The following is a 13980-nucleotide window of genomic DNA, read 5'->3' on the forward strand; positions in this document are numbered from 1 at the left end:
ACGACTTGACCAGCGGGGTGAAGTCCGGCTGGTGGGCGTCGTCGACCGGGGTGGGCACGGCCACGATGATGAAGTCGGCTTCGGCGATGACCTTGGGGTCGGTGCTGCAGGTGAGGTGCACCGCGGCCTTGAGGTCTTCGGTGGCGACTTCGCCGGTGGGGTCCACGTGGCGGGCGTAGGCGTCGACCTTCTCCTGGTGGAGGTCGAAACCGACGGTCTTCACTTTCTTGCCGAATTCAACGGCGAGGGGCAGGCCTACGTAGCCGAGGCCGATTACTGCGATGGTGGTCATGTCAAAAGTTCCTGGAATAAACAGTCAATCTGAAAACCTGGGCGGTCAGAGCGTGCCGCGGACCTTGGCGATCTCGGCGGCCAGCGGCGACTGCTCGGGCACGCCCTTCTGGGCCTCGTCGAGTTCCTTGCGGGCACCGTCCTTGTCGCCGGCCTTGATGAGGGCGCGGGCGAGGTTGATGCGCAGCTGCGGCAGCTTGGGACCGAGGCCCACCGCCTTCTTGAGCGTCTCGACGCCCTTGGCCGTGTTGCCGCTGTCCATCAGCAGGGTGCCGAGGGTGTCGAGGACGACCGGGCTGTTCGGCGCCAGCGCCACCGCCTGTTCGGCCACGCCGATGGCGCTCTTGTCGTTCACCTTGCCGAGGGCCCAAGCAAGGTTGTTGAGCAGCATCGGGTTCTTCGGCGCGATCTCCAGCATCTGGCGGTACTGCTGGATCGCCGCGTCGTATTTCTGCTCGCCCAGGCTGCGCTCGGCGAGGTAGGTGCGGATGACCAGATCCTTCGGGTTGGCGCGCACCCAGTCTGCCACCGCCTTGGCGGCCTCCTGGGTCTGGCCGGCTGCGGTACGGGCACTGTGCAGGCGCATCAGCGACTGAGGGCTCTTGTCGCGCTTGAAGGCTTCGGCGTAGGCGTTGGCGGCGTCGGCCGGCTTGTTCTGGTTGGCCAGGACTTCGCCTTCGAGGAGGTAGCCGATGGAGGCATCCTTGTGCTGCTTCTGCACCTCACGCGAGACGCCGATGGCGGCGTCGGCGCGCTTGGTAATCAGGAGCAGGGAGATCAATCGCTGCTGGGCCTCGATGGAGTCGGGCTTGATGGCGATGGCCTTGCGCAGGCTCTGCTCGGCGTTGGTGTAGTCCTTGGTGGCGACCTGCAGGTCGGCCATGGCCACCAGCGGCGCCGGCGAACCCGGCAGGCGGGAGCTGAGCTTGCTCAGGGTGGTGAGGGCCTGCTGGTTTTCACCGGCGGCGATCTGGGCGCGGGCGAGGAGTTCGAGCAGCGCGGGTTCGTCGGGCGAGCCGGCCTGGGCCTCCTGGGCGAGCAGCAGCGCCCGCTTGGGGTCGCCCGACTGGATGAGCATGGAGACCAGCGCCGAACGGATGCTCGCCGACGTCGGCACGGCGGCCAGGCCCTTCTCGAGCACCGCCTGAACTTCCTTGTTCTGGGCGCCGGTGACGGCGAGCAGTTCGGCCTGCTGCATGTAACCCTGGCCGACCTTGGGGTTGGCCGCGACGAAGGTCTCGAAGCGCTTGCGGGCGGCGTCGACGTTCTTGTCGGAGATGTCCAGGCGAGCCAGGTTGCTCACCGCCGGCAGGAAGTCGGCGCGCAGCTCAAGGGCGCGCTCGAAGGCCTTGCGGGCGCCGGCCTTGTCGTTACTGGCCATCAGCACGCCGCCCTTCATGTTGAAGGTGACCGGATCGTTCGGCCGCTTCTTCTCGAGGTTCTGGACGGCGGTGAGGGCCTTGGCCACCTCGTTGCGGCGCAGGTGGGCCATGATGAGGGTCACGTCGGCCTGGATGTTGCCGACGTCCATCGCAGAGGCGGCTTCCAGATCCTGGAAGGCCTGGTCGGATTCTCCGCCGGCCAGCCGGGAGACCCCGAGACGGGTACGCACCTGGGCGTTCTTGGGGTCGACCTGGGAGGCGCGCTGGAAGAACTGCTCGGCACGGGTGAAGTCGCCGTTGAGCGCATAGACCTGCCCGGCCAGACTCAGCACCGACACGTCTTCGGTCTTGTCCTTCAGCAGCGGCTGCAGGGCGTCGAGGGCGCGGGCGGGCTCGCGGGAGCCCACGTAGGCGGCCACGAGCAGGCGGCGGGCGAGCGGCAGGTTGGGCACGCGCTCGAGCACCTTGAGGGCGTTCTCCTGGGCCTGGGCGTAGTCCTGGCGCTGGAGCTGCAGGGTGGTGGCGAGGAGCAGGGCCGGGACGTAATCGGGGGCGGCGCGCAGCACCTGCTGGATGCCGTCGTAGGCTTCCTTGGTCTTGTTGTTGCGCACATGGATGTAGGACTGGAGATACACCGCCAGCGGGTGCCCCCCCACCGCCTTGCGCATCTGGACGACCTTGGCTTCGGCCTCTTCGGTCTTGCCCAGCCGCAGCAGCACGGACACGGCGTTCTGGTAGGCAGCGATGTCGGTAGGCCGCGCGGCGATCACCGCCTCATAGGCAGGCAGCGCGTCCTGCAGACGGCCCATCACCAGCAGCATGTCGCCGCGCAGGGCGTGGGCTTCGGGCAGGTTCGGGGAATCCTTGAGGATGGCGTCGATGTCGGCCAGGGCGCCGTCGAAGTCGCGGCCGAGGGCACGCATCCGCGCCAGACCGACCCGGGCCAGCGGGAAGTTGGCGGACTCCCGCAGGGCGGCGTTGAACTGCTCGCGGGCCTCGTCGAGCTTGCCCTTGTTGAGCAGGTTGGTGGCCTGCAGCGTGATGAGGGCGGCGCGGCTCTCGGGCTTCTCGAGGCGACGGCCGGCCAGCTCGGTGGCGATGCGGTCGCCTTGACCGAGGGCCACCAGCGTCTTGGCGAGCAACGGCACCACGTCGTCCGGCGCGTAGCCGGCGTCGAGGGCGCGGCTCAGTTCCTTCTCGGCGCTGGCGTAGTCGCCCTGGTCGAAGTAGATCGTGCCCAGGAGATAACGCGCCTCGCCGATCTTGCCGTCCTTCTGGAGGGCGTTCTTGAGCTGGATCGCGGCGGCGCTGCGGTCGTTCTTTGCGAGGTATTCCTTGGCGGACGTGACCATGGAATCGGTGCTCGCACCGCAGGCGGCCAGCAGCAGCGCACAAAGGGTGCTGACGGCGGCATTCCGTAAGGTGCGACGGTGGTTTTTGGCGCGCATTGGCAGGGTTCCTTGGATCACGTTGACGTTTCTTTCTTGATACCGAATCGGTTCATCAGGTCGTACAGCGTCGGGCGGCTGATGCCCAGCACTTCGGCCGCCCGCGCCACGTTGCCGTTGACCCGGGCCATCACCCGCACCACCGCGCGGCGCTCGGCCTCATCGCGGACGACGCGCAGGTTGAGGGCTTCCAGTTCCTCGTCGGGGTTCACATTCAGGCCGATGTCTTCGGCGGTGATGCAGTTGCCGTCGGCCATGATGACCGCCCGCTTGATGGCATTCTCAAGCTCCCGGATGTTCCCCGGCCAGCGGTGGCTCTCGATGCTGTGCACCGCGTCGTCGGTGAGGGTCATCGCCCCACGCCCGTGCTCGCCGGCAAAGCGCTGGACGAAGGCGTGGGCCAGCAGCACCGCGTCGCCGTCCCGGTCCCGCAGGGCGGGGATATCCACCACGATCTCGGCCAGCCGGTAGTACAGATCCTCGCGGAAGCGGCCGGCCTGGATCAGGCCCTTCACGTCCTGGTGGGTGGCGCAGACGATGCGCACGTCCACCGGGATCTCCTCGCGCCCGCCGATGCGCTCGATCACCCGCTCCTGCAGGAAGCGCAGCAGCTTGGCCTGGAGCGGCATCGGCAGATCGCCGATTTCGTCGAGGAACAACGTGCCCTTGTTGGCCACCTCGATCTTGCCAAGGGTCTGCTTGACCGCGCCCGTGAAGGCGCCCTTCTCGTAGCCAAAGAGTTCGCTCTCGAGGAGGTTCTCGGGAATGGCGGCGCAGTTGATCGCCACGAAGCGCTCGTTGCGTCGGGGCGACAGCTCGTGCAAGCCCCGGGCCAGCACTTCCTTGCCGGTGCCGCTCTCGCCCAGCAGCATGGCCGTGACGTTGGCGGAAGCCACCCGCTCGATGAGACGGCACACCTTGAGCATGCCCGCGTCGCGGGTGATGAGACCGGAGAGGGCGCTGCCCTGCTGGATCTTCAGCCGGCGGTTGTCCTGCTGCAGGTCGTACAGCCGCAGCGCCCGATCCAGCGTGAGGGCGAGCAGCTCGGGCTCGAAGGGCTTGGCGAAGAAATCGTAGGCGCCCATGCCCACTGCGCGCACGGCGTTCTCCCGATCGTGCTGGCCGGTGAGCACGACCACCTTGGTATCGGGCGCCAGCGCCAGGATCTCGCCCAGCAGCTTGAAGCCCTCGGTCACATCGTCCGGAGCAGGCGGCAAGCCCAGATCCATCGTCACGACGGCGGGCTCATGGCGCCGCAGCTGAGCGATGGCTTCTTCACGATTGTTGGCAACTACCGTCTCGTACTGATCGAAGGCCCAGCGCATCTGCTTCTGCAACGCCGGATCGTCCTCGACGATCAGCAATGTCCTGCGTTTATCAGTCATATCCCTAGTCTGCTACCGCTTTGTTACCGGCATTCTGAGCGTTCGCGGCAATGGGCAACCCGATCTCGAAGCAGGTTCCCACACCCACCTCGCTGTGAACGGTCAGGCTGCCACCCAGTTCCTGAACATATTGATGCGCCTCGTAGGCGCCGATTCCCATTCCGCTCGCCTTCGTCGTCTGGAAAGGCTTGAAGAGCTGGTCCCGGATGAAGGCGGGAGACATTCCCGACCCGGTGTCCCGAACGACGATGCGAGCCTGATTACCCTCCTGGGATAGCTGCACCGACACACTACCATGCTCCAAAGTAGCGTCTAGGGCATTTTGCACGATATGCCCAAGGATACGTTCAAGTCGTTCGGAATGCGCGAGAACTGCCACATCGGGCGCACCGTCGGCAAAAGCCGGGCAAGGGCGGAACATTCTCTTGGACTGGACGATGTGTTCAAGCAAGCCTTTGAGCATCACCGGCTTGCGCTGGTTGATCGGGGTCTTCTCCATGAGCTGGGCCATCAGGCCGCGCATTCTGGATTCCACGTGGCGGACGGTGTCGAGCATGTCCGCCTGGAACTCCGGATTGTCCTTGTGTCGCTCCGCGTTGCGTAGCATCAGGGACATCTGCGCAACAAGATTCTTCAAATCATGGACCACAAAGGCCGACATGCGGTTGAAGGCGTCGAACTTCTGGGCTTCCAGCAGCGCCTCGGTGGCCTGCATCCGGGCAAAGTAGCTGGCCGCCTGCCGCCCGGCCATCTTGAGCAGGTCGAGCACCTCCCAGTTCACATCCACCGGCGTGCGGGGCGTGAGCAGCACGACGAAGCCCACCAGCACCCCGGAGGAGATCAGCGGGACGATCAGCCACATGTCGGAGAGTTCCGAAGCCCATTCGGGCAGCGGCGCCTTCACGTCGGGCGTGTAGCCGCTGCGCGCCTCTTCCAGATTGACGATCCACTCCCGCTCCAGCAGGAAGCGGGCGAACGCCGACCCTTCCCGCTCCTGGAGGCCGTAGTGGGGCATGTTGAGGCGCGCCTGCTGGCTGAAGCAGCCGTTGGCGTCCCGCAGCCACACCCCGCCGCCGGGGCTCTCCACCAGATCGGCCAGGGCCTTGACCACCGACTCGCCGAGGCTCAGCCCATCCCCGGCCACCGACAGCGCCTGGGTGACGCCCAGCCACTCTGTCCGGTAGTCGTATCGGTAGGCGAAGAAGTGCTTGGCGAGGAACACCCGCAAGCGGGCCCGGAACGCCCCCGAGAAGAACACCACCCCCAGGAACAGCGCACCGCCGAAGAGCAGCGCCAGCTGCAGCGCCTCGCCCCACTCGCCGCCGAAATAGCGCATGTAATAGCCGGCGCCGGCGATGATCAGCAGGTAGAGGCCGGAGCCGGCCAGCGCCGTCGAGTGGAAGACCACATGCCGCGACACCGAGATCCGGAAGGTCCACTCGGGATTGCGCGAGGCCGACACCGCCACCAGCGGCAGGGCCAGGGTGTGGGCAAAGCCGCGCACCCCCCAGATCACCGGATGGATGCGGCTGAACAGCAGCATCTCGGAGTAGAGATAGACGTCGAAGGCGAACAGCCCACCCAGCGCCAGCGCCAGCGGCTTGACGCCCCAGCGCGAGCGCTCGATCACCGCCCGATAGAACAGCTCGAGGAGCACCAGCCCGAACACCGCGGTCATCAGCGCCGTCGCCGCCCAGGTGCGCAGCGGCGTGCCGTACAGGGGCACGCCCAGGGTAAAGCACACCACACCGATCGCCCCGAGGGTCACGATGGCCAGCATCGTGGGCTTCGGCCAGGCCGGCAGGCCGGAATCAGGCCCATCCCCCGCCGCCTGGGAGAGCATGGTCAGCAGAAAACCGAACCACGCCGCCATGCGCAGCACGTCGAGCAGATTCGCCAGCTGGAACATCCAGAGCCAGCCCGAGCTGGAAAACGCCCAGTTCGCCACCGCCCACAGGGCACTGGCGACCACCGCCGCGATCAGCAGCAGGCCTTGACGCCCCCTGCGCCAGGCCACCCCGAGATAGAGCGCGAATAATCCGTGCAGTACCGCGGCAAAGGCGTAGCTCCACGCCGAAACCTGCGAAAGGATCGATTCCATCGAGTCTCAATAAAAGCAGACGCTCCCGGCAAGGGGAGCGTCCTGGATTCCGGCCCTCCCCCGGTGGGGAGCACGACAGCCGAACGACCTAGTGCGCGCCGTCTCCCGTCAGCACGACACGGACGGTCTCGAACAGCACCAGGGTATCGAGGAACAGGGTGTGATTCTTGACGTAGTACAGATCGTACTGCAGCTTGTTGATCGCGTCGTCCACCGACGAGCCATATTGATAGCGTACCTGGGCCCAGCCGGTGACGCCCGGCTTGACGCAGTGGCGGACCGCGTAGAAGGGAATGTCGCGGGTCAGCTGGTCCACGAAGAAGGGGCGCTCGGGACGCGGGCCCACCAGGCTCATGTCGCCCTTGAGCACGTTGAACAGCTGCGGCAACTCGTCGATGCGGCACTTGCGGATGAAGCGGCCGACCCGGGTCACCCGGTCGTCGTTGGCGGTCGCCCAGCGGGGCTTGCCGTCGCGCTCGGCATCCCGGCGCATGCTGCGGAACTTGGTCACCTTGAACAGCCGCCCGCCCAGGCCAACGCGCTCCTGGCGGTAGAAGACCGGCGCACCGTCCTCGATCACGATGAGGAGCGCGGCCAGCAGCATCACCGGCGCGGCGAGCACCAGCAGCAGCAGCGACGCGACGATGTCGAACACCCGCTTGACCAGCGTGCGGCTCCAGCCCTGGCGGAAACCCTCGCCGTAGATCAGCCAGCTGGCCCGCAGGGAGTCGATCCGCACCTGACCGCGCACCCGCTCGAAGAAGCTGGACAGGTCGAGCACCTTGATGCCGGCCATCTTGCAGTCGAGCAGCTCGCGTAGCGGAATGGCCCCGCCCCGGCGCTCCTTGACGGCCACGATGATCTCGTTGACGCGCAGGTGGTTGGCCGCCGCAAGCAGGTTGCCGTCGAAATGGATGATCTGCTTCGGATCGACGCGGATCTCGTCGCCGGCACCGGCCGGATAGAAGCCCACCACCTGGAGGCTGGAGTTGGCAGGATGGGTCAGCGCATGCTCGACGGCAGCGGCGTCCGCTCCGGTCCCGATCACCATGATACGTTTCACAAAAACCCCTGCACCCGCCCGCCGGGCAGTGAAACCACGGACGGCAACCACGAAACCAAGAAGGGCGATCACATTGAGCTCAAGCGCCTCATGCGCGAACTCGCCCCACGGAAGGACCTGAAATATACCGTAAGCCACAGGAACACTGAGCGCGATGGACAGTCCGACACGCATCAGCACCTGCCGGAAGTCGGAGCCGAACCCCACCCGGTACAGGCCAACCGCACCGTTCAGGATCATCATCGTGACCGCGAAGGCAAAGGCAGACGGCACGACGGTCGCCACCAGCCCACCGTCGACCCGCGCCTGCAGCACGAACGCCACAACCACGGCCACGAACAGCAACATGGCGTCGAACACCAGTCGCAGGATCGTGCTGGACGGAACGTAATGATTGAAGAGTTTGAGCATTCTGAGCACCGGCCGCCCTTACGAGACGACCTCCCATGCAAATTTGATCGAGCCTACGGGCGTGCAACCCATCGACGCCCCCCAACGAAAACCGCTTCTCCATGCGGCCGGGCCTGGCTACCGGCACGTTCCAGGCATGCAACGGCAGTTGCAATATGCGTGAAACATCCCTACAACCGAACGATAGCGCTTATGGCCCCCACCTCCTGTGATGCCCGTCACAAGGGAAATTACATCGCCAAAGCTGCACCCCCGCGACAACAAAATATAACCATCGACATATCTGCCCGAGTTTGCAGCCGGAAACACATATGGAATGGCCCTGCCGACCCCGACAAGCAGGAGCGCGCTCGCGCTCCCGTCGCCGGCATTCCGGACAGGCTGATGGCATGACGTTGCAGCCTGTCAGCACCAGATATTATATCGTCGTAGCGCTCATTTTAGGTTGGCCGGCGTTCGCAACAATTGTTCAAAGTTCGACCTGCGTGCCGAACTCCACCACACGGTTGGGCGGAATGCTGAAAAAGTCGGCGGCGCTGTGGGCGTTGCGGAACATCAGGATGAACAGGCGATCCCGCCACAGCGCCAGAGGCGACGTCCGGCGCGGGATGAGGGTCTCGCGGCCCAGGAAGAACGACGACTCCATCAGCTCGAAGGGCAGCCCCTGGCCGGCGCACATCGCCAGCGCGGCCGGAATGTCCGGGTCGTCCTTGAAGCCGTAGCGCACGAACACCCGGTAAAAGCCGTAGTCGAGTTCCTCCACCCGTACCCGCTCGCTGTCCGGCACGCTGGGGATGTCCTCGGTGACGACGTTGACCAGCACCACCCGGGAATGCAGCACCTTGTTGTGGAGCAGGTTGTGGAGCAACGCCCGCGGCACCCCGTCCGGCGCGGTGGTCATGAACACGCCGGTGCCGGGCACCCGCAGCGGGGGGTCGTGGAACATCGACTGGATGAACAGGGTGAGGGGCATGGTGTCCTGGCTCATCCGTTCGGCCAGCGCCTCCCGGCCGCGTTTCCAGGTCATCAGCAGGCCATGCACCCCCAGGCCCATGGCCAGCGGAAACCACCCGCCGTCCACGATCTTCACGCTGTTGGCGCTGAAGAACGCGAAATCCACCACGAAGAACAGGACCAGGAAGCTCAGGGACGCCAGCCAGCCCCAGTGCCATAGGGCCCGCACCACCACGAAAGCCAGCAGGGTGTCGATCATCATCGTGAGCGTCACCGCGATGCCGTAGGCCGACGCCAGCGCGCTCGACGAGTGGAAACTGAGCACCAGCGCGATCACCGCTCCCAGCAGCATCCAGTTCACGTTAGGCACGTAGATCTGGCCCACCTCGCGCTCGGAGGTGTGGATCACGTGCATCCGCGGCGAGTAGCCGAGCTGGATCGCCTGCTTGGTGAGGGAGAACGCCCCCGAGATCACCGCCTGGGAGGCGATGATCGTCGCCAGCGTGGCGAGGCCCACCATGGGCAGCACCAGGGGGTCGGGCACCAGGTTGTAGAAGGGGTTCTTCACCGCCGTCGGGTCGTCGAGGATCAGCGCGCCCTGCCCCAGGTAGTTGAGGTACAGCGCCGGGAACACGTACCCGAACCACGCCACCTTGATCGGCCGCCGCCCGAAGTGGCCCATGTCGGCGTAGAGCGCCTCGCCGCCGGTGATGGCAAGCACCACCGCGCCCAGGGCCAGGAAACCGTGCCAATGGTTGTCGGCAAAGAAGGCCACCGCATAGGCCGGGTTGATCGCCCGCAGCACGTCCGGGTGGCGGGCGACGTTGATCGCCCCCAGCACCCCCAGGGTGGTGAACCAGAACAGCATCACCGGCCCGAACACCGCCCCCACCTTGGCCGTGCCCTTGCGCTGGATCACAAACAGGGCGGTGAGCACCGCCAGCGAGATCGGCAGCACATAAGGCCGGAAGGCCGGCGTCGCCACCTCCAGCCCCTCCACCGCCGAGAGCACCGAGATGGCCGGGGTGATGACCCCGTCGCCGTAGAACAGCGCCGCGCCGAACAGGCCCACCGCCGCCATCGCCGCCCCCAGCCGGGGCGAGCGGTTGGTGCGCAGCGCCAGGGAGGTGAGCGCCATGATGCCGCCCTCGCCCCGGTTGTCGGCGCGCATGATGAACACCACGTACTTCAGCGACACCACCACGGTGAGCGCCCAGAACACCAGCGACAGGATCCCGATCACGTTATCGGGCGTCACCGGCACCGCATGGGGGCCGTTGAAGACCTCCTTCATCGTGTACAGCGGGCTTGTACCGATATCCCCAAAAACCACGCCCATCGCGGCCAGTGCAACGGGCAGCACCCGTTCCTGCTGTGCATGGGCGGTTTGTCCTTCCGCAAGCACCGTGGACATCCAGACCTCCAGAATCTGCACGGGCCCCGCCATGCACCGGGCACCCACAACCATCCCGCGGCGGCGGCTGCCCCCGCGCGGACCGCGATACTACCGCATTGCAGCATTTCCGGGCATCCGTCATCGGGCACGATCCGTGCATCGCCCCACCCGACCGGACCGCCAAGCCCCGCCCGAGCGGTTACAATGAATCGTCCCGCTGCCCGACACCCGCCCCCACCGCGCCCCTTTTCAACCCGATGCATTCAGCTCCCGGCATCCGCCCGCAACTGGGCATCGCCCTTGCCTACGCGGTTTGCGGCCTCGTGGCGCTGCACATCGCCATTCCGCCGGGCTACGTGGCGCCGCTCTTCCCGGCGGCCGGGGTGGCCCTCGCGGCGATGCTCATCTACGGCTACGGCATCTGGCCGGCAATTCTTGCCGGTTCGCTGGTCACCAACCTCTACGCCGTCTCCAACGCCGGCCTGCCGGACACCAGCCTGCTGCTGCCCGTCTGCGTTGCGGCGGGCGCATCGCTCCAGGCGGCCGCGGGCGCCTTCATGGCCCGGCGCTGGATCCGCTTCCCCAACGCCCTCGACAGCGCCGACGCCATCGTCCGCCTGCTCTTTGCCGCCGCCCCCCTGAGCTGTCTGGTGGGCGCCACCGTGGGGGTGGGCGCGCTGCTCTGGCTGGGCGGGCTGCCCCCGGCCGAAGCCGCCTTCAGCTGGTGGAACTGGTGGGCCGGCGACGCCATCGGCATCCTCATCGCCGCCCCCCTCACCTTCGTCTTCATCGCCGCCCCGCGGGCCGAGTGGGCGCCGCGCCGGCTCGCCATCGCCCTCCCCCTCTCCTTTGCCCTGGTGCTGCTGGCGGGGCTGGAGATCCAGGTGGCGCGCTGGGAACAACAGCGCCTGCAATCCCGCTTCGAGCGCGACGCCAGCCACCTGGCCAGCCTGGTGCGCACCCGCTTCACCGCCTACCTCGACGTGCTCCAGGCCAGCGAGCGGGTGATGGTGGCCGCCCCCGCCATCGACACCCCCACCTTCGAGCACTACGCCGGCACCTGGCTAAACCGCTACCCCGGCATCCAGGGCATCGGCTGGATCGCCCGCACCCCCGCCGGCGCCATCGCGGCCCTCGAACGCGCCGCCCGCCAATCCCCCGCCACCGCCGACTTCCGCGCCCGCGACCGGGACGGCCACAACCAGCTGGTGCCCCTCGCCCCGCGCGACGAATACCTCATCATCCGCCACATCGCCCCCCTCGACCGCAACCGGCGCGCCCTGGGCGTCAACGTGGGCTCCATCCCCAACTCGGTCGATGCCCTCCAGCGCACCCAGGCCAGCGGCACCGCCGCCGCCTCCCGCGCCTTCGTGCTCACCCAGGAGACCGAGCACAAGCTCGGCGTGGTGATCTACCAGCGCACCCTGCCCCCCGGCACCGACCGCCAGACCGCCCCCGCCGGCTACGTCTTCGTCGCCCTGCGCCTGGAAGAAGCGGTCGAGAGCGTGCTCAAGCAGCAACCCGTGCCCGGCGTGGGCTACTGCCTCGAAGAGGTCACCGTGGCCCAGCCCCGCGGCAAGCGCCTCGCCGGGCTCGCCCAGTGCCCCACGCTAGGCCAGCCCGGGCCCGGCGGCATCCACACCTGGCAGGAGACCTTCGACTTCGCCGGCCAGACCTGGCGCCTCGGCTTTGCCCCCACCCCCGCCTACGCCGGCCTCAACCGCGGCTGGGAAACCTGGACCCTCGTCGCCATCGGCCTCGTCTCCGCCGGCCTGCTCGGCGCCTTCCTGCTCGCCACCTCCGGGCGCGCCCGGCGCATCGAAGAGATGGTCAGCCGGCGCACCGGCGAACTCGCCGACGCCAGCCGACGCCTCCAGGCCCAGCAAGCCATCCTCACCCACGCCGAACGCATCGCCCGCCTCGGCTCCTGGGAGGCCGACCCCGCCACCGGCACCAGCCACTGGTCGGCCGAACTCAACCGGGTGCTCGGCATCCCCACCGGGCACGACAGCAGCCTCGACGCCCTGGTCGAAGCCGTCACCCCCGCCGACCGCGACAGCCTGCGCGAAGCCCTCCAGCGCGTCGCCAACGGCCAGCCCAGCGCCAGCCTCGACGTCGGCCTGCCCCCCGCCGACGGCACCCGCCGCACCGTGCACTTCACCATCGAGGCCACCCCCAACCCCGCCGGCGGCACCCTGCTGCGGGGCACCGTGCAAGACGTCACCGCCAGCCGCGCCGCCGAAGCCCACATCCACTACCTCGCCCACTACGACACCCTCACCGGCCTGCCCAACCGCACCCTCTGGATCAACCGCGCCGAGCAAGCCCTCTCCTTCGCCCGCCGCAACCAGCTACGGCTCGGGGTGCTCTTCCTCGACCTGGACAACTTCAAGACCATCAACGACACCCTGGGCCACCCCGTGGGCGACCGCCTCCTCTCCGCCGTCGCCAGGCGGCTCTCCGGCAGCCTGCGCGACGAAGACATCCTCGCCCGCATCGGCGGCGACGAGTTCGTCGTGCTGCTGCCCCAGCTCGGCCGCCCCGACGACGCCGCCACCGTCGCCCGCAAGCTCATCGCCAGCCTCAACGCCCCCTTCCACGTCGGCAACCAGGATCTCGTCACCTCCACCAGCGTCGGCATCGCCCTCTACCCCGGCAACGGCGCCGACATCAACACCCTGCTCAAGCACGCCGACACCGCCATGTACGACGCCAAGAGCGAAGGCCGCAACGACTTCCGCTTCTTCACGCCCGACATGAACAGCCGCGCCTACGCCCGGCTCAAGCTCGAAAACGCCCTGCGCCGCGCCCTCGAGCGCAACGAACTCATCCTCGAATACCAACCCCAGTGGCACATGCCCGACCAGACCCTGGTGGGCGTCGAAGCCCTGGTGCGCTGGAACCACCCCGAGCGCGGCCGCGTCTCGCCCCACGAATTCATCCCCATCGCCGAAGAATCCGGCCTCATCCAGCCCCTGGGCGACTGGGTGCTGCGCGAAGCCTGCCGCCAGCAAGCCGAATGGCAGGCCCAGGCCCGCGCCGCCGGGCGCCCCTGCCCGGTGGTCGCCATCAACATCTCCGCCCTGCAGTTCCGCAAGCCGGATTTCCTCACCCGCGTCCGCCAGATCGTCACCGAAAGCGGCGCCACCCCCGACCGGCTCGAACTCGAACTCACCGAGAGCGCCCTGATGCAGCCCACCCCCGAAATCGAAACCCAGCTCGCCGCCCTGCGCGCCATGGGCATCGGCCTCGCGCTCGACGACTTCGGCACCGGCTACTCCAGCCTCGCCTACCTCAAGCGCCTGCCCCTCACCCACCTCAAGATCGACCGCTCCTTCGTGCGCGACCTGCCCGGCGACACCGAAGACGCCGCCATCGCCGCCGCCACCCTCTCCATCGCCCGCGACCTGGGCCTGCAAGTCATCGCCGAAGGCGTCGAGACCGACGCCCAGCGCGACTTCCTCCTCGAACGCCAGTGCAGCGTGATGCAAGGCTTCCTCTTCGCCCGCCCGCTCCCCCCGCACGAAATCGGGCAGCTCCTCACCGCCC

7 protein-coding genes are annotated in these 13980 nt (G+C 67.5%); 1 reads left to right on the forward strand and 6 read right to left on the reverse strand.

Going from position 1 to position 13980, the window contains the following annotated elements; translation table 11 throughout:
- The 6 genes from ACE3N6_RS17700 to ACE3N6_RS17725 form a co-directional block, all read right to left on the reverse strand.
- Window positions 1-292 (reverse strand): NAD(P)-binding domain-containing protein (locus ACE3N6_RS17700; RefSeq protein ID WP_374244447.1); only part of this gene is annotated, 292 nt, incomplete at its 3' end.
- A 45-nt stretch (window positions 293-337) separates the two neighbouring features.
- A complete protein-coding gene (gene prsT, locus ACE3N6_RS17705) occupies window positions 338-3121 on the reverse strand; it encodes an XrtA/PEP-CTERM system TPR-repeat protein PrsT (RefSeq protein ID WP_374247145.1) in 2784 nt (927 codons plus the stop codon).
- A 17-nt stretch (window positions 3122-3138) separates the two neighbouring features.
- Window positions 3139-4506, reverse strand: coding sequence for a PEP-CTERM-box response regulator transcription factor (prsR, locus tag ACE3N6_RS17710; protein WP_374247146.1), 1368 nt, complete (start codon window positions 4504-4506; stop codon window positions 3139-3141).
- 4 nt (window positions 4507-4510) lie between these two features.
- Window positions 4511-6607 (reverse strand): XrtA/PEP-CTERM system histidine kinase PrsK, encoded by a 2097-nt coding sequence (prsK, locus tag ACE3N6_RS17715; protein ID WP_374247147.1) that lies wholly within the window; start codon window positions 6605-6607, stop codon window positions 4511-4513.
- 88 nt (window positions 6608-6695) lie between these two features.
- Window positions 6696-8081 carry a TIGR03013 family XrtA/PEP-CTERM system glycosyltransferase gene (locus tag ACE3N6_RS17720; RefSeq protein WP_374247148.1) on the reverse strand — a complete coding sequence of 462 codons (1386 nt, stop codon included), beginning with the start codon at window positions 8079-8081 and terminating at the stop codon, window positions 6696-6698.
- Window positions 8082-8550: 469 nt separating this feature from the next.
- A complete protein-coding gene (locus tag ACE3N6_RS17725) occupies window positions 8551-10449 on the reverse strand; it encodes a potassium transporter Kup (RefSeq protein WP_374247149.1) in 1899 nt (632 codons plus the stop codon).
- A gap of 239 nt (window positions 10450-10688) precedes the next feature.
- Between ACE3N6_RS17725 and ACE3N6_RS17730 the strand changes: the two genes are divergently transcribed.
- Window positions 10689-13980 (forward strand): EAL domain-containing protein (locus tag ACE3N6_RS17730; RefSeq protein WP_374247151.1); only part of this gene is annotated, 3292 nt, incomplete at its 3' end.

It is taken from the genome of Zoogloea sp. (assembly GCF_041904905.1).
Lineage (GTDB): Bacteria > Pseudomonadota > Gammaproteobacteria > Burkholderiales > Rhodocyclaceae > Zoogloea.